Here is a 16,087-nt window from a genome sequence, read left to right as displayed (position 1 = left end):
ATCAGGTCCTGGCGGTGGAGATCAGCGCCGCCACCGCATCCGCCGCGCGGTCGAGGTCGGCGTCCAGCACCTCGGTCATCTCCACCCGCCCGATCACCGGCCGGTCGCGCCGCGCGGACATGCGGCGGTAGGCGGGGTCGTAGTGTTCCTCGACCAGGGCGGCGGCGAGTTCGACCGTGCGGCCCTCCCGCGCCATCGCCTTCCAGCCCGCGATCGTCTCCTTCGAATGATGGGGCGGGAGGCGGCCGAGGGCCGTGTCCAGCGCCGCAACGTCGGCGGCGATATCGGCATAGAGCCGGGCGGAGAATCGGGCACGCGCCTCGACGGGCGCGCTCAGCTCGATCACCGGGGCGCGGCCCATAGCCGACCACAGGGTGGGCGGGATTGTGCGGGCGCCGATGCGGCTGGACTCGGCCTCGACGACCACCGGGCGCGTCGGGTCGAGGGTCCCAAGCGCCTCGAACAGACGGCTCTCGAACAGTTTCTGCGACGGCTGGGGACGGCCGGTCGCGCCGAACAGGGAGCCGCGATGCCCGGCCAGACCCTCCAGGTCGATCGCCTGCATGCCGCGTTCGGCGAGGCGTGGCAGCAGCGCGGTCTTGCCGGAGCCGGTGCCGCCGTCGAGCAGGATGACGGACCATGCGGCCTCGCCATACAGGACCGCCTGGACAGTGCGCCGCCAGGTCATGTAGCCGCCGTCAAGCACGGTCACCGGCCAGCCGATCTGATCCATCACGGCGACCATGGCCCCCGACCTCTGGCCCCCGCGCCAGCAGTGGACCAGGGGGCGGAAGCTCCCGTCGCGATCCTTCAGCGCCCCGTCGAGATGGGCGGCGATGTTGCGGGCGACCTTCGCCGCGCCGATCCGGCGGGCGAGAAATTTGGACTGCTGCACATAGATGGTCCCGACCTCGGCCCGTTCGGCGTCGTCGAGGACCGGAAGGTTGATGGCGCCGGGGATGTGGTCCTCGGCGAACTCGGCGGGGCTGCGCACGTCAATGATGGCGTCGAAGCCGGCCCGGGCCTCGGGAGACAGATCGGTGGTGCGGCGGATCAAACGACCCGCACCCCGGTGCCCTCGACGACGCGGCCGACGACGGCGGCCTGGTCGAAGCCGGCCGCGTGGATCGTCGCCAGCGTGGTCCCGGCTGCCTCGGTCGCGACGGCGACGAGAAGCCCGCCCGAGGTCTGGGGGTCGGTGAGCAGGTCGCGGCGCCAGTCGTCGAACCCGGTCGGCAGAGCGATCTCCTCGGCGCAGGACGCCCAGTTGCGGCCCGAGGCGCCGGTGCGGACGCCGTCCCGGGCAAGCGCCTCGACACCCTCCAGCAGGGGCGCGGCCCCCGCATCCAGCTCGATGCCCAGCCCCGAGCCGCGCGCCATCTCCAGCGCATGGCCCAGCAAGCCGAAGCCGGTCACGTCGGTCATGGCGTGGACGCCGTCGGTCCCGGCCAGATCGGCGCCGACGGCGTTCAGCCTCGTGGTCGAAGCGATGAGCGCTGCATACCCGGCCGCGTCCAGCCGCTCCTGCTTGAGCGCGGCCGACAGCACGCCAACGCCGAGACCCTTGGTCAGGATCAGGACGTCCCCTGCCCGCGCCCCGCGATTGGTCAGGACCCGGTCGGGATGGACGAGACCCAGCGCCACCAGTCCATAGATCGGCTCCACGCTGTCGATCGAATGGCCGCCGGCGACGGGGATGCCCGCCTCGGCGCAGACGCTGGCGCCGCCCGCGAGGATCCGGCCGATGGTGTCGGTCGACAGGACATTCACCGGCATCCCGACCAGGGCCAGGGCGAAGATGGGCCGCCCGCCCATCGCATAGACATCCGACAGGGCGTTGGTCGCCGCGATCCGCCCGAAATCGAACGGGTCGTCGACCACCGGCATGAAGAAGTCGGTCGTCGCCACCAGCGCCTGCTGATCGTTCAGACGCCAGACGGCCGCGTCGTCGGAGGTCTCGGTCCCGACCATCAGGTTGGCGAAGGCGGCGGCCTGCGGGGTCTTCGACAGGATGTCGCGCAGCACGCCGGGCGAGAGCTTGCAGCCGCAGCCTCCGCCATGGGCCAGGGAGGTCAGGCGGGGTTCGGGCGTAGTCATGGGTCCGGTGTGGGCGAAAGCACGCAGGGTTTCAATCGCGGTGAACCTGGGCCGTGCGCAGCCGTTGTGTTCGCGTATCAAAGGAGACGTCCCATGGCCCTGTCCCGTATCGCCACCGTCATCGGCGGCCTTCTGTTGTCGAAGGGCGCGCGCGGCTTCGCCGGTCGGCATGCCGGCAAGCTGGCGCTGGCCACCCTGGCCTATGAGCTGTGGCAGAGCCGGCGCACGGGCGTGGCGCCGAACCCAAAACGGGGCGCCGGTCAGGCTCAGGCGCAGGGACGTCCGCGTCGGCGGTGGAGTGGGCGCACGCGCTGACGGCCCTTGCCCTCCCCGGCGTCAACATCGCTAAGGTGATCCGAACTCGCGGAGCCGCGCCATGATCGTCGTCCACCACCTGAACAACTCCCGTTCCCAGCGCGTGCTGTGGGTGCTGGAGGAGATGGGGCTGGACTATGAGGTGAAGCGCTACGAGCGGAACGCCGACACCATGCTGGCCCCGCCCGAGCTGCGCGCCATCCATCCGCTGGGCAAGTCGCCGGTGATCCAGGACGGGGATGTCGTCGTCGCCGAGACCGGGGCAATCATGGAATATCTGCTGGCGACCTATCCGGGGCACGGGCTGCGGCCGACGGCAGGGACGGCGAACGGGCGGCGGTTCACCTACTGGCTGCACTACGCCGAGGGGTCGGCGATGACGCCGCTGCTGCTCAAACTGGTGTTCGGGGCCCTGCCGGCCCGGTCGCCGGGCCTCGTCCGGCCGCTGGTCAAGGCAATCTCGAACAAGGCGCAGTCCAGCTTCATCGACCCGCAGATCGCGGCCCATACCGCCTATTGGGAGGGCGAGTTGTCGAAATCGCCCTGGTTCGCCGGCGAGGCCTTCTCGGCCGCCGACATCATGATGAGCTTCCCGCTGGAAGCCGGGGCCAGCCGCGCGCCCTACGGTCCGGACAAGCCGAAGCTGAAGGCCTTCCTGCAGACCATCCATGCCCGGCCGGCCTATCAGAGGGCGCTGGAGCGCGGCGGGCCCTACGCCTACGCCTGAACCCGTTGCGGGACTCGCAACCCGCAACAGACGGGCGCGTTATGCGGACATGCGTTTGAAAACCCTACAGATCGCGGCCGGCCTCGGCGCGGCCATCGCCTTTCTTCTCGCCTTCATGGCCGCGGGTGCCCTGCTGGCCTCGCTTCTGTTCGCGATCATCGGCGCCGCCCTGGTCGCCTGGATCGCCTACGGGGTGGCGAAAACCCTGCTGGATCGGCGTCTGTCGCAGGATCGTCACCGCGCCCTGCCACCATCGGCGAGCTGATCCAGCCGACCGCTTCCCGGCTGGACCTTGAGTTTCCGCCCTAGGCGCCCTAGCTTCTTCGGCCGGTCGCGCGCGCCCAGCGACCAGCGTATTCGCCAGAGTTTCTCTTAAGTCCCCTCTCCGGTTTACCGGGCGACAAGTCAGAAAATCACGACCACATGGAAAAAGTGCCGATGACGGCCGAGGGTTACCGCTCCCTCGACGATCAGCTTAAGCAATTGAAGTCGGTGGAACGTCCCAGCGTTATCGCGGCGATTTCGGAGGCCCGCGAACACGGCGACCTATCGGAAAACGCCGAGTATCACGCGGCCAAGGAACGCCAAGGCTGGATCGAAGGCTCGATCGCGGACATCGAGGACAAGATCAGCCGCGCCCAGGTCATCGACGTGACCAAGCTCAGCGGCGACCAGGTCAAGTTCGGAGCCACGGTCACCGTGGTCGACGAGGACACCGAGGAAGAAGGCCGCTACCAGATCGTCGGCGAGCACGAGGCCGACGTGAAGGCGGGCAAGATCTCCATCTCCTCGCCCATCGCCCGTGCCATGATCTCCAAGGCCGTCGGCGACACCGTCGAGGTGAACACCCCCGGCGGCGTGAAGGCCTACGAAATCCTCAAGGTCGAGTGGAAGTAGGGCCAAAGCCCCTTCGTATCGCGGTCGTCTCGGACGGCCGCGCCGGCATGGAAAATCAGGCGCTCGGCCTCGCCGAGGCGGTCGCGCGTCTGACTCCTGCACACATCGACGTGAAACGGGTGCGCTGGCGGTCGGCCCTCGACTGGCTGCCGGTCGCGCTGAAGGCGCCGTGGATGCTGGCGTCCGCCGCGCCCTTCCCAGCCGAAGGCGAGCCCTGGCCGGACCTGTGGATCGCGACGGGCCGGGCGACCCTGCCCCTGTCGCTGGCCGTGCGGCGGTTAAGCGGCGGCAAGACCTTCGTCGTCCAGACCCAGGATCCGCGCCTCAACCCGGCTCTTTTCGATCTGGTCGTGGCGCCGGCGCACGACAGCCTGACCGGGACCAGGGTCGTTTCGATCACCGGCTCACCCCACCGCATCACGCCCGAGACCCTGGCCGAGGCCGCCCCGGCCTTCGCCGGGCGCCTGGACGTCCTGCCCCGCCCTCGGGTCGCCATCCTGATCGGGGGCAGGTCCAAGGCCTTCGACCTGACGCCGGACCATGCCGCGACGCTGGCCGACCGGATCGCGGCGGCCGTAAGGGCATCGGGCGGATCGCTGATGCTGACCTTCTCCCGCAGAACGCCCGAGGCGGCGAAGGCGGTCATGACCGGGCGGCTGAGCGACCTGCCTGGCTGGATCTGGGATGGTGAGGGCGCGAACCCGCTGTTCGCCTTCCTGAACGCCGCCGACCATATCCTGGTCACCGAGGACAGCGCCAACATGGCCGCCGAGGCCGCCTCGACGGGCAAGCCGGTTCACGTCCTGGCAATGGTGGCGCTCAAGGCCCCGGGCAAGTTCGCGCGTCTGCATGCCGACCTGGAAGCCAGGGGCGCAGCGCGACCGTTCGACGGATCGCTGGAGACATGGACCTATGCGCCGCTGGCCGAGACGGATCGGGCCGCGCGGGAATTACTGAGGGCGATGGGGCGCTAGACGTCAGTCACCCCCACCGCCGCCGTCCCCGCCGTCGTCCGCCCCATCGGCCTTCGACCGGCCGCCGCTGCCGCCGCTGCCGCTGCCGCCGTCGGCGTAGCTCCCCCCGCCGTCCCCGTCGCCCTTGCGCTTCGCCTTGTCCCGCGCGTCCAGCGCGCCTCCGAGGATGAGGCCCAGGGCCACCCCGACGCCGATGCCGATCACCAGATTGCCCATCGCGACCCCGATGGCGGCGCCGACGCCCACACCGATGGCGAGCCCGACCCCGATGAAGCTTCGTTGCGGCTGAACGTCCATCTGTCATCTCTCCACGGTTTTCCGTCGCCCGGGACATCGCATGGGGCGGAATCAGAGACTAGATAGCACTCATGAGCACTCCGAGAACGATCCGCGTCGCCGTCATCGGCTCCGGCCCCGCCGGTTGGACAGCCGCCATCTATGCGGCCCGCGCCAACCTGAACCCGGTCGTCATCGCCGGCATCCAGCCGGGCGGCCAGCTGACCATCACCACCGACGTCGAAAACTATCCCGGTTTCGCCGAGGCCATCCAGGGTCCCTGGCTGATGGAGCAGATGAAGGCCCAGGCCCTGCACGTCGGCACAGAGGTCATCGAGGACATCGTCGTCTCCTGCGACCTGTCGCAGCGGCCGTTCCGGCTGAAGTTGGACTCAGGGACCGAGCTGCTGGCCGAGACAGTCATCATCTCCACCGGCGCCCAGGCGAAATGGCTGGGGCTGGAGAGCGAGCAGAAATACCAGGGCTTCGGCGTCTCGGCCTGCGCGACCTGCGACGGCTTCTTCTATCGCGGCAAGAACGTCATCGTGGTCGGCGGCGGGAATACGGCGGTCGAGGAGGCGCTGTTCCTGACCAACTTCGCCGCCAAGGTGACCGTCGTGCACCGCAAGGACGAGTTCCGGGCCGAGAAGATCCTGCAGGACCGGCTGTTCGCCAATCCCAAGGTCGAGGTGATCTGGAACCATGCGGTCGACGAAATCCTGGGACGGTCGGACGGAATCGCCTCGAACGTCACGGGGGTGCGACTGAAGCACGCCCTGACTGGCGCGACGCAGGAGGTCCAGGCCGACGGCGTCTTCATCGCCATCGGCCACTCGCCGTCGTCGGAGCTGTTCCAGGGCCAGCTGGAGACCAAGCAGGGCGGCTATCTGGTGGTGACGCCCGGCACGACGGCGACCAATGTCGAGGGCTGCTACGCCGCCGGCGACGTCACAGACGACGTCTATCGCCAGGCCGTGACCGCCGCCGGCATGGGATGCATGGCGGCGCTGGAGGCGGTGCGCTTCCTCGCCGAGGAAGACCACGCGAAAGCGCACCACCCGATCAGCCACCACGAGGCGGAGAAGATCGGGGTCTGGTGACCCCGATCCAATGGGTCAGGCGTCGCTCGCTGTCGTCAGATCCGCCAGGTCCGTGTCCGACAGCGTCAGCGTGGCGGCCTTCAGCGTGTCGTTCAGCTGATCCAGCGATGTCGCGCTGACGATGGGAGCGGTGACGCCCGGGCGGCTCAGCAGCCAGGCCAATGCGACCTGGGCGGGCGTCGCCTCGTTGCGCTGGGCGACGGCGTCGAGCACCGCCAGGATGCGGACGCCGCGTTCGTTGAAGTGATCCTTCAACATGCCGCCGCCTCGCTTCGAGGCGTCGGCGTCGGCGACCGTCTTGTATTTCCCGCTGAGGAAGCCGCTCTCGAGGCTGAAATAGGTGATGACGCCAAGACCCTCGGCGACGGCCAGGTCCTGCTGTTCACCCTCGAAGGTCGAGCGGCTGTAGAGGTTGTAGTGTGGCTGCACCGTCTCGTAGCGCGGCAGGCCTTTATCGGCGGCCACATCCAGCGCCTCGCGCATCCTGGCGGCGTCGTGGTTGGAGGCACCGATAGCCCTCACCTTGCCGGCCTGGATCAGCCGCTCATAGGCGCGCAAGGTTTCTTCGGACGGGGTTGTCTTGTCCATCCAGTGCGACTGGTAGAGGTCGATCACATCCGTCTGGAGCCGACGCAAACTGTCCTCGACCGCGCGCTCGATCCAGCGGGGCGAAAGGTCGTTGCGGGTGTCATCGCCGTTCTGGCCCATGGTCGATCCGACCTTGGTCAGGATCAGGACATCGTCGCGACGCCTGCGCGCCTTAAGCCATTCGCCGATGATGGTTTCACTCTCGCCGCCGGAGTTGCCGGGGACCCAGCGCGAATAGGCATCGGCGGTGTCGATGGCGTTGAAGCCGGCGCCGACGAATGCGTCGAGAATCTCGAACGACTTCGCCTTGTCGATGGTCCAGCCGAAGACATTGCCTCCGAACACGAGGGGCGCGGTCTCCAGACCGCTCTTGCCGAGGGCGCGTTTCTTCGGATCGGACATGAAAAAGGGCTCCGTTTCGGGGAGCCCTTCAGGTGGTCAGCCGAGCCTCAGCCCGCAACCGTCGTCAGCCGAACAACTGCAATTCCGGCGGCGCATATTCGACCGGCCGACCGGTGCGACGACCCAGCGCATAGTCGACCGCCGTCTGGACCGCGCGCTCGTCGGTCGGCTTGGACAGGACGCCGATGGTGCCGGCCACGCCCTCGCGAACCATTCCGGGATTGGCGGTCATGAAGAGGACGGTCACCCCCCGCTCCTGACCGAGCTCACGGCCAAGGTCGATGCCGGTCGGACCGTCGGACAGGTGGATATCGACCAGGGCCAGATCGATGTCGTTCTCGGCCGCGACAGACCGTGCGCTGTTCGCATCGGCGACGGTGGCGACGACGTCATGACCCAGGTCCTCCAGCACAAAGCGGAGTTCCATCGCCACAAGGGCTTCGTCTTCAATTATCAGGATACGCGCGGTCATGGCCTTGTTGTGTCGGTTATCAGGCTCTCGTAACGCCGAGATGCCCGTCCGGTTCACTTCTTTGCTAGTGCGGCGCGGCGCCGGGATAGCGCCGTTGCGGGGAGGTCCGCCTCGAGGATCAAACCCCCTGGCTCCCACCTTCGTTCCAACTTTCCGCCCAGCTGCCCTTTGACCGAAAGCGACGCCAGGGCCGAGCCAAACCCTTGCCGGACCGGCTTTTCGAGGATGGGAGGGCCGCCACGCTCCGTCCAGGTCAGGATGAATCGATCTCCGTCGTTGCGCGTACGCAACAGTACAGTTCCCCCCGCCGCGGACAGGGCGCCGTATTTGGCGGCGTTGGTCGCAAGTTCGTGGAACAGCAGGGCGACAGAGGTCGCGGCCTGATCGTCGAAGGTCGCGTCCTCGCCCTCGAGCGCCACGCGGGACCGCCCGCTGGCGTCGACGTAGGGCTTGAACAGGGCGCCCAGGAAGGTGTGGAGCGTCGTGTCGCCGATCAGCGGCTGGGACACCTCGGAGTGCGGGCGGACGAACTCATGGGCGCGGGCCAGGGCATTGACCCGGTCGCGCACCGAGCCGGCGAACGCCCTGGCCTCCGGATGCTCCCGCGCCGACAGGGCGATCAGGGACGAGACCACGGCGAAGATGTTCTTGATCCGGTGGCTCAGTTCCTGGCTCAGCAGGTCCTTGCCCGCTTCCGATCGCTTGAGGTCCTCGATGTCGGTGCAGGTGCCGAACCAACGGGTGATCTCGCCCGCCTCATTGCGGATCGGCGTCGCTCGTCCAAGCGTCCAGCGATAGACGCCGTCGGCGCGCCGCAGCCGGTATTCGATCTCGTAAAGGTCGCCCGTCTCGAGCGAGTGGCCCCAGGCCTCCCAGGCGCGCGTCCGGTCGTCCGGATGGAACATGCCGTTCCAGGCCTCGCCGTCGGTCGAGCCGGCCGGCACGCCGGTGAACTCGTACCAGCGGGCGTTGTAGTAGTCGTGGAAGCCGTCGGGTTGGGCCGACCAGACCATCTGGGGCATGGACTCGGCGATGGCCCGGAATTTGGACTCGCTCTCCGCCAGGGCGATGACGCCCTCCTCCCGCTCGCTGATTGCGCGACGTAATTCCAGTTGGGCCATGACCTGACGGGCCAGAACGTCCAGCGTCTCGGCCTGCAGCGGCGTCAGCCCCTCGGGCCGGGTCTGGACGTCCAGGACGCAGAGGGTGCCGAGTGCGTGGCCGTCGGCGCTCTTCAGGAGTCGCCCGGCGTAGAAGCGCAGGCCAGCCTCCCCCGTCACCAGTGGATTGCCTTCGAACCGGGCATCCCGGGTCGCGTCGGGAATGACCATCCCATCCTCCTGCAGCAGAGCATGGGCGCAGAAGGAGGTGTCGAGCGGTGTTTCGCGCACGCCGAGGCCTGTCTCGGCCTTGAACCATTGACGGCCCTGGTCGATCAGATTGACCACTGCGATGGGCGTGTCGCAGATCCGTGACGCCAGCCTGACGATGTCATCGAACGCCTGCTCGGGCTCCGTGTCGAGAATCCCGTAAGCCTGCAGCGCGATGAGCCTTTCGGCTTCGTTCCAGGGCAGGGCTGCGGCGGTCAAGGCGTCTCCAGGCTCGGCTGTATAATCCTGTGGGAAGTCTGAATGCCTGATGCGCCGCAACGTTGCACGCCCGGTGGGCCGCTGCGTCAGTTGGCGGGTCGACCAACCTCTTCGACGTCCATGGTGATCACCCCGGGCGGAGGGGGCGCGGCGGCCGGCGCCGCGATCGGGGGAGCCTCGAAGGCCTGAAGGCGGGCGTTGATGGCCGCGATGTCGGCCGCGGTCGCCTGGCGACGTCCGCCCAGGCTGGCCACGCCCACGACGCGTGTCTGGCCGTCGATCTCGACGGTCCGCAGGTTCATTCCGCCTTGAGCCAGGACCGTCGCATCGTCGGGACCGGCCTCGCCCGTGGCTGCGGAAGCGCTGATCAGGCGGGGCCGCGAGAAGCGCGCCTCGTCGATGACGGGCTCATGCCCGGCATAGGTCTGTTTGAACGAGACGGTCTCTCCGGCCAGTCCCTTCCAGCGATAGAAGATGTGCGCGCCGATCTGGGTGATCTTGGCCAACGTCGGAGACCACCAGGGGTGGACGTAGTCGGCGTGGTAGTGGGTCGCGGTGCCGACCTTGATCGCCACATAGCCGGACAGGGCGCGCTCGGCGACGGTCCGCGCGCGGTTCCAGGCCCAGCCGACCGGCGCTTGCGACAGGGCGCCGTCGCAGGTGAAGCTGAACTGGCAGCCCGTAGTCCGCTCGGCGCCCTCGAAGACGACGCCGCAGACGGTGTTCGGGTAGTTGGGATCGCGCACCCGGTTCAGGATGACCTGGGCCACGGCCTCCTGGCCCTCGGTGCTTTCCAGCGCCGCCTCGTAATAGACGCCCTGGGTCAAGCAGCGCAGGGCGCGCGCCCGGTCGGCGGAGGTGGCCGTCTGCAGCGCGAAAGGACGCGCCGAACGCAGGGCGTCGATTGCGGCGGGCATGGCGGCGTTGCGCTTCTGGGCGTCAAGACCGTTGACGCCCAGCTCCAGCGTCGGCCGCCCGGCGAGCGTCAGGCTTTCCCAGCCCGGCGTCAGCCCCAGCAAGGCCGGGCGCTGTTCATTGGGATCGAATCGGATCGCCAGGGCCAGCTGGGCCGGATCCATCCGCGCGCTTAGGGCCGCAAGGCCGCGCGCTGACAGATCGCCTTCGGTGACCCGCGCCACGGCCTCTGCCGTGCGATCGCCGATGGGACGCGCCGTCGAGCTCGCCGCCATCGCCACGCCAAGCGCCGCCAGCGCCGCGGGGGCCGCGGCGGCATAGCGACGTCCCAAGGTCTTCACCCTGTGCCAGTCGAGGGACTTGATGGCGGAAAGCGACATGGGTTTCTGAAGCTGCGGCGCCTGGACGCCGTGAGGCGGGCTCTATGGTCCCCCAACACGGCGCTTTTCAGGCCACGGATTGCGGTTCTGTGAGCCGGGCCTAGCGCCCTCCCAAGGTCGAACGCAGCATCCAGGCGAACTTCTCGTGCGCGGCCAGCCGCTGGGTCAGCAGGTCCACCGAGACATCGTCGCTGTCGTCGTCGGCGGCCGTCAGGGCTGCGCGGCAGGTGGCGATCAGGGTCTCATGGTCCTTCATCAGCTCCTTCAGCATGGCCGGAGCGTCCTTGTCGGGGTCGCCGTCCTTGATTGAGGTCAGGTTGGCGAAGGTCGACTGGGCCTGGGGCGCGAACTCGCCCAACGCCCGGATCCGTTCAGCGATCTCGTCCAGCGCGGCCCAGATCTCGCGGTACTGCTGCTCCAGCAGGGTGTGCAGGGTGAAAAACTCGGGACCCCGCACGTTCCAGTGGTAGCCGTGGGTCTTCAGATAGACGGCGAAGCTGTCGGCCAGCACCTTGCTCAGCTCCTGCGCCACATCAGTGCGCTCGGCCTTCGTCAGGCCCGTGTCGATCGTTGCAGTCATGCTTGCTCCTTTGGCGACAGTCGCTAATCGTGTGGCAGGTAAGCGTTCCAGCGGCCTGCACCAAGATCTGAAGCCCCATATGGATGCGGCTTCTTCGCGGAGCGGAACGCAAAGAATCGGAAAGCGTTGCCGTTTTTCGCGCGAGCGCGAACCGGGGGTCGGATTGGGTTTCAGCGCTTTGTTCGGTCGGATGCTGGAGCCGGACATCGTCCTGGCGCGGCTGGCGCGCGAGCCCAGGCGACCGTGGTGGCGAAACGTCTTGACTGGTCTGGCGTTCGCCGCGGTCGGACTGCTCGTACGCTGGGCGGGTCAGGCCTTTTTCGGTGAGGTTTCCGGGTTCATCATCCTGTTGCCGGCGGTGACCCTGGCGGCCCTCACCGGCGGACGGGTCGCCGGCCTTGTCGCGACGGCGGCGTGCCTTCTCGGCGGCTGGGCGATCGCCGGTCCTGGAGCGGCGGGGTTCGGCATCGCAACCCCCGCAGGCCGGGGCGCCACTACCAATTTTATTATCGTCGGCCTCTTCTCCACCCTCGTGGCCGCCTCCCTACGCAAGAGCCTGGCCCGGCTCGGCGAGACGGTCTCGGCGCTCGAGAATTCCCGGGACGCGCTGAGACGCAGCGAGGCGGAATTGACCGCCATGGTCGATCAGGCGGCAGCCGGTATCGCCCGCGTCGGCATGGATGGTCGCGTGGTCAGCGCGAACGCCCGGTTCGCCGCGCTTCTGGGCCATACCCAGGAGTCGATTATCGGCATGACGACGGCTCAGGCCAGCCATCCGGACGACGTGCAGCCGACGCTCGATCTGCTGTCCAGCGTCCTCGCAGGCGGCGAGGGCGGCCAGCTTGAGAAGCGATATGTTCAGCCCGACGGCACGGTAGTCTGGGCCCTGACCAGCCTGCGGGCCCTGTGCGACCAGGATGGCGCCCAGTCAGGCTATATCGCCGTGACGGTCGACATTTCCGACGCCAAGGCGGCGGAGGCCGCGTTGCGCGAGAGCGAGACCCGGTTCCGCCTGATGGCCGACACCGCGCCCTCCCCCGTCTGGCTGACCAATGCCGCGGGCGAGGTGGAGTTCGTCAACGCGGCCCTGGTCGAGTTCTACGGCAAACCCGGCGAGACCTTTATGGGCCACGCCTGGAAGGCCTCGATCCACCCCGACGACGTGGCCGAGGTCAACGCCACCCAGGCCGAAGCCCGCGCCCGCTTCCTGCCCTACGCTTTCGAGTGCCGCTTCCTGCGTCACGACGGCGCATGGCGGTGGATGCGAGTGTCGGTGAACCCCCGTTTCGACGGCGAGGAGGTGTTCCAGGGTTATGTCGGCCTGTCGTTCGACGTCACGACGACGCGGGAGGCCCTGGACGCCCTTGCCCAGCAGGAACGCCGCCAACGCTTCCTGCTGGAGTTGTCCGACGGCGTGCGCGACCTGAACGATCCCGAGGCCATCATGGATCATGTGCAGAGCGTGCTGGGGCGCATGCTGGGCGTGAACCGGGTTGGCCATGGGGAGTTGCGTCGCGACCACGAGGTCTTCGAGATGGCCCGCGACTGGACGGAGGGCGTGGGCAGCCTGCAGGGCGTGCACCGCACCCGGAACTTCGGCGGCGAGGTGGATCGCCAGCTGGCCGAGGGCAAGACGATTGTGGTCGATGACGTCTTGCTCGATCCCCGCACCTCCGGCGCCGCGGACGCCTTCGCCGAGGTCCAGGTGGCCGCCTTCGTGACGGTGCCCATTGTCCGATCCGGCGTGCTGAGAGCCTTCCTCCACGTGAACAGCATCCGATCCCGGGCTTGGACAGGCGCCGAGATCACCCTGATGGAGGACGTCGCCGACCGGGCCTGGTCCGAGGTCGAACGCACCCGCGCCCAGGCGGAGGTTCTGGAAAGCGAAGCCCGTTTCCGCGACATCGCCGACACCGCCCCGGTCCTGATCTGGGTGACGCAGCAGGATAGGAGCCGCGCTTTCGTCAACCAGGCCTATGTCGAATACATGGGGGGCGATTACGAGAGCGTCCGCACCGCCGACTGGCGCACCTACATCCACCCCGACGACCAGGACATGCTGGTCCGCGAGTCCCTTGCCGGAGAGGCCACGGAACTGCCCTTCGCGCTTGAAGCGCGCTACCGCCACAGCTCGGGGGAGTACCGCTGGCTGAAGTCCTTCTCGCGTCCGCGCTTCGGTCCGGGCGGCGAGGTCATCGGCTTCGTCGGCGTGGCTTTCGACGTGACCGACGCGCGCCGGGTCGAGCACGACCTCAAGCGGATCAACGAACTGCTTGAAGAGCGCGTCGGCCACGCCCTGGCCGAGAAAGCGAAGGCCGAGGCGGATCTGATGCACGCCCAGCGCATGGAGGCGATCGGCCGGCTGACAGGCGGCGTGGCTCACGACTTCAACAACCTGCTGACCGTCGTCATCGGCGCCCTGGACCTGATCCTGAAGTCCCCCGACGACTCCGCGCGCCGCCAGAAGCTGGGCGAGGCCGCCCTGTCGGCCGCACGCCGCGGCGAGCGGCTGACGCATCAGTTGCTGGCCTTCTCGCGTCGCCAGGCCCTTCGGCCCGAGGCGATCGACATCAACGCCCTGATCCGCGAAAGCGACCCCCTGCTGCGCCGCGCGGTCGGGGAGGCGGTTGGCTACAAGCTGAAGCTCCGTCGCGGGGGCGCCCGCGTGATCGTCGATCCGGCCCAGTTCGAGGCTGCGCTGCTGAACCTCATCGTCAACGCCCGCGATGCCGTGGCCGAGCGGGGCCAGCCGGACGGTGCGACGATCACCGTCCAGACCCAGGCTTGTCAGATCGACGCGGGCGAGGTGATCGAGCTCGCCCCCGGCGACTACGTCTGCGTCACAGTCTCCGACACAGGCGCGGGCATGAGCCCGGAGACGATGCTTCGGGTGTTCGAGCCCTTCTTCACCACCAAGGCGGTCGGCAAGGGCACGGGCCTCGGCCTCAGCCAGGTGTATGGCTTCGCGCGCCAGAGCGGGGGCGGGGTGAAGATCACCTCCGCGGTCGGCGAAGCGACGGAAATCCGCGTCTACCTGCCGCCAGCGCCGGTCGAGGAGGCGACGCCGGAGGCTCCCCGCCGCGTGCTGGGCGCGGTGAAGCCGGGCCAGACCCTTCTACTGGTCGAGGATGACGTGGGCGTCGCCGCGATCGCCATGGACCTGCTGCGCGGCATGGGGTTGGAGGTTGAGACGGCGGAAACGGGGGCCGAGGCCATTGCCGTTCTGGATCACCGCCGCTTCGACGTCATGCTGACCGACATCGTCATGCCGGGCGGCATGACCGGCGTGGAGCTGGCCCGGACCTGCGCAGAGCGCTGGCCGGCTATGTCGATCATGCTGACCTCGGGCTATGCTGGAGACGACGTCGACCTGGCCCTGACCGACGCGCCCTGGCCGTTCCTGAGGAAGCCCTACTCCGGCGAACAGCTGCGCGAGGCGCTGGGCGACCTGCTGGTCGCCACCGAGGCGCCACGCCAGACCTGAGGCTCCACAACGACTTCGGCCCGCCGCGAGATCGCGACGGGCCGAACAGTCTCAATGAGAGCGCGAGCGCCTGGCGGCTACTTCCGCGCCTTGCGGGCGGCGTATTTGGCGTCGCGGGCGGCCTTCTGCTCTTCCTTGGTGAGTTGCTTGCGCTCCTTGCGATTTGCGCGCTTCTCGGCCTCGACGGCCTCCTCGGATTCACGTTCGGCAGCCATACGCTCGGCGTCACGGTCGGCCTTAAGGCGACGCTCTTCGGCTTTTGCAGCCTCGTGCTGGAGACGCAGGGCCTCCTTCTCGGCCGCGCGCTTCTCAGCTAGCTTGTCGAACTCGGGGTCGGGCGCGGCGGCCTTGGGCTTGAACTTGGCCAGCAGAGCCTTCTTGGCCTCCTGCTGGGTGCTGATGCGGTCGTTGAAGCCGGTCTGTTTCAGATCTCTCATGCGGTCGGTCGGTCGTCCTTCGAGGGGTGGGCCCGTCGCCGGAGGGGCGCGGGCGGGGATCGCCACGGCGTCCGGGCGTCGGCAAAGCCGAAATGGAGCCGTAAATCAAGCGCGCGCGTCTCTTAATCGACGAACGGGGCCGTTCTTCGGCCGACCGTCATCGCCGGGACGCACCCGTGGGCGATCCCCCAGATAGGCGTCGGGGGCCCCGACGCCAAGTCCAGTCGCTCAATCCGGGCGAGCGGCGCCGGCCGCGCCGCCGACGGCCGCGCCGACCGGCCCGGCCACAACTGCCCCCGCGATGGCTCCGGTGGCGGCGCGCTGTTCAGTGGTGTGGCCACAGGCCGAAAGGGCGGTCACGCCGAGGGCGAGGAAGGCCAGGGTTGCGGCGGTCACAAGGGAAGAGCGCATGGGACGGGTCCTGCATCTTGGTTAAGGTCACGCTTGAACGCCCCCCCGCCGACGCCGTTCCCTGAACAACCATAGCGACAGGTCAGCGCCCATTTCCCGAGATCGCGAATACAATAGAAATGAGCCTCGAAAGCATGCCCGGCCACATTATCCCCGCCAGCAAGTCTGACCGCTGCAAACCGATACGGTATTCATGACGAAACCCCCTTCTCTGTGCCGGCCAAGGATTACGCCAGTCTTGAGGAAACCTGCAGACCCGTCACAATTGCTGCACTGCAGCGACAACTTGCGAATCAAACACATTGAGGCCATAAACGGGTGGCTTAAGGCCCATCCTTCGGCGGTCACCTGTTCATCGACCGTCGATTCGCAAACCGGAACGCGATTCACCATATCGCCCGGTTCTGCAGACGACCCGGGGGCGACTTTTCCGCCCTGTTGAA

General features: G+C 68.1%; 17 protein-coding genes. 7 read left to right on the top strand and 10 right to left on the bottom strand.

From position 1 onward, the window contains the following. Position 1: 1 nt before the first annotated feature. Together mnmH and selD are read right to left on the bottom strand one after the other, a co-directional pair. The gene (gene mnmH / locus ACP7AZ_RS04165) at positions 2-1,057 is read right to left on the bottom strand and encodes a tRNA 2-selenouridine(34) synthase MnmH (RefSeq protein WP_426036357.1); all 1,056 of its coding nucleotides are present in this window, start codon (positions 1,055-1,057) and stop codon (positions 2-4) included. Beyond that, positions 1,054-2,097 (bottom strand): selenide, water dikinase SelD, encoded by a 1,044-nt coding sequence (selD, locus tag ACP7AZ_RS04160; protein ID WP_426036355.1) that lies wholly within the window; start codon positions 2,095-2,097, stop codon positions 1,054-1,056. Before selD ends, mnmH begins: the two co-directional genes overlap by 4 nt. Before the next feature lie 93 nt (positions 2,098-2,190). On the opposite strand from selD, the gene ACP7AZ_RS04155 reads away from it, so the two are divergent. The 5 genes from ACP7AZ_RS04155 to ACP7AZ_RS04135 all read left to right on the top strand — a co-directional run bounded on the left by ACP7AZ_RS04155 (position 2,191) and on the right by ACP7AZ_RS04135 (position 5,010). Next, entirely contained in the window at positions 2,191-2,412 is a 222-nt protein-coding gene (locus ACP7AZ_RS04155; protein WP_426036353.1) for a cysteine protease, read from the top strand. Positions 2,413-2,473: 61 nt separating this feature from the next. Next, the gene (locus tag ACP7AZ_RS04150; RefSeq protein WP_426036351.1) at positions 2,474-3,139 is read left to right on the top strand and encodes a glutathione S-transferase family protein; all 666 of its coding nucleotides are present in this window, start codon (positions 2,474-2,476) and stop codon (positions 3,137-3,139) included. 49 nt (positions 3,140-3,188) lie between these two features. Then, the gene (locus ACP7AZ_RS04145) at positions 3,189-3,404 is read left to right on the top strand and encodes a hypothetical protein (RefSeq protein WP_426036349.1); all 216 of its coding nucleotides are present in this window, start codon (positions 3,189-3,191) and stop codon (positions 3,402-3,404) included. 158 nt (positions 3,405-3,562) lie between these two features. Then, positions 3,563-4,036: a transcription elongation factor GreA gene (gene greA, locus ACP7AZ_RS04140; protein ID WP_303696479.1), complete on the top strand. Its 474-nt coding sequence runs from the start codon at positions 3,563-3,565 to the stop codon at positions 4,034-4,036. Beyond that, positions 4,027-5,010, top strand: a complete 984-nt coding sequence (locus ACP7AZ_RS04135) for a mitochondrial fission ELM1 family protein (protein WP_426036347.1) — start codon at positions 4,027-4,029, stop codon at positions 5,008-5,010. The genes greA and ACP7AZ_RS04135 overlap by 10 nt, the downstream gene beginning before the upstream one ends. A gap of 3 nt (positions 5,011-5,013) precedes the next feature. Here ACP7AZ_RS04135 and ACP7AZ_RS04130 read toward each other — a convergent pair whose 3' ends face one another. Continuing rightward, positions 5,014-5,307 carry a hypothetical protein gene (locus ACP7AZ_RS04130; RefSeq protein WP_426036345.1) on the bottom strand — a complete coding sequence of 98 codons (294 nt, stop codon included), beginning with the start codon at positions 5,305-5,307 and terminating at the stop codon, positions 5,014-5,016. Positions 5,308-5,378: 71 nt separating this feature from the next. Between ACP7AZ_RS04130 and trxB the strand changes: the two genes are divergently transcribed. Continuing rightward, complete coding sequence (trxB, locus tag ACP7AZ_RS04125; protein ID WP_426036343.1) at positions 5,379-6,386, top strand: thioredoxin-disulfide reductase; 1,008 nt, start codon at positions 5,379-5,381, stop codon at positions 6,384-6,386. Between the two features lie 15 nt (positions 6,387-6,401). Here trxB and ACP7AZ_RS04120 read toward each other — a convergent pair whose 3' ends face one another. From ACP7AZ_RS04120 to ACP7AZ_RS04100, 5 genes are all read right to left on the bottom strand, one after another. Further along, positions 6,402-7,376: an aldo/keto reductase gene (locus ACP7AZ_RS04120; protein ID WP_426036341.1), complete on the bottom strand. Its 975-nt coding sequence runs from the start codon at positions 7,374-7,376 to the stop codon at positions 6,402-6,404. Positions 7,377-7,440: 64 nt separating this feature from the next. Further along, positions 7,441-7,848 carry a response regulator gene (locus tag ACP7AZ_RS04115; RefSeq protein ID WP_426036339.1) on the bottom strand — a complete coding sequence of 136 codons (408 nt, stop codon included), beginning with the start codon at positions 7,846-7,848 and terminating at the stop codon, positions 7,441-7,443. Between the two features lie 53 nt (positions 7,849-7,901). Beyond that, positions 7,902-9,437 carry a sensor histidine kinase gene (locus ACP7AZ_RS04110; RefSeq protein ID WP_426036337.1) on the bottom strand — a complete coding sequence of 512 codons (1,536 nt, stop codon included), beginning with the start codon at positions 9,435-9,437 and terminating at the stop codon, positions 7,902-7,904. An 86-nt stretch (positions 9,438-9,523) separates the two neighbouring features. Further along, positions 9,524-10,732 (bottom strand): cell wall hydrolase, encoded by a 1,209-nt coding sequence (locus ACP7AZ_RS04105; protein ID WP_426036335.1) that lies wholly within the window; start codon positions 10,730-10,732, stop codon positions 9,524-9,526. Between the two features lie 100 nt (positions 10,733-10,832). After that, entirely contained in the window at positions 10,833-11,312 is a 480-nt protein-coding gene (locus ACP7AZ_RS04100; protein WP_426036333.1) for a Dps family protein, read from the bottom strand. 163 nt (positions 11,313-11,475) lie between these two features. Between ACP7AZ_RS04100 and ACP7AZ_RS04095 the strand changes: the two genes are divergently transcribed. Continuing rightward, positions 11,476-14,796 carry a PAS domain S-box protein gene (locus tag ACP7AZ_RS04095; RefSeq protein ID WP_426036331.1) on the top strand — a complete coding sequence of 1,107 codons (3,321 nt, stop codon included), beginning with the start codon at positions 11,476-11,478 and terminating at the stop codon, positions 14,794-14,796. Positions 14,797-14,873: 77 nt separating this feature from the next. Here the strand turns inward: ACP7AZ_RS04095 and ACP7AZ_RS04090 are convergent, their stop codons facing one another. Both ACP7AZ_RS04090 and ACP7AZ_RS04085 read right to left on the bottom strand, forming a co-directional pair. Further along, positions 14,874-15,233 carry a DUF6481 family protein gene (locus ACP7AZ_RS04090; RefSeq protein ID WP_426036329.1) on the bottom strand — a complete coding sequence of 120 codons (360 nt, stop codon included), beginning with the start codon at positions 15,231-15,233 and terminating at the stop codon, positions 14,874-14,876. Positions 15,234-15,461: 228 nt separating this feature from the next. Further along, on the bottom strand, positions 15,462-15,644 hold the full coding sequence (locus ACP7AZ_RS04085) for a hypothetical protein (protein WP_426036327.1): 183 nt from the start codon (positions 15,642-15,644) through the stop codon (positions 15,462-15,464). Positions 15,645-16,087: the final 443 nt, after the last annotated feature.

Source organism: Brevundimonas sp. DC300-4, assembly GCF_049897365.1.
Lineage (GTDB): Bacteria > Pseudomonadota > Alphaproteobacteria > Caulobacterales > Caulobacteraceae > Brevundimonas.
The sequence above is the reverse complement of the archived record's forward strand: the minus strand, read 5'-3'. Positions and strand labels throughout refer to the sequence as shown.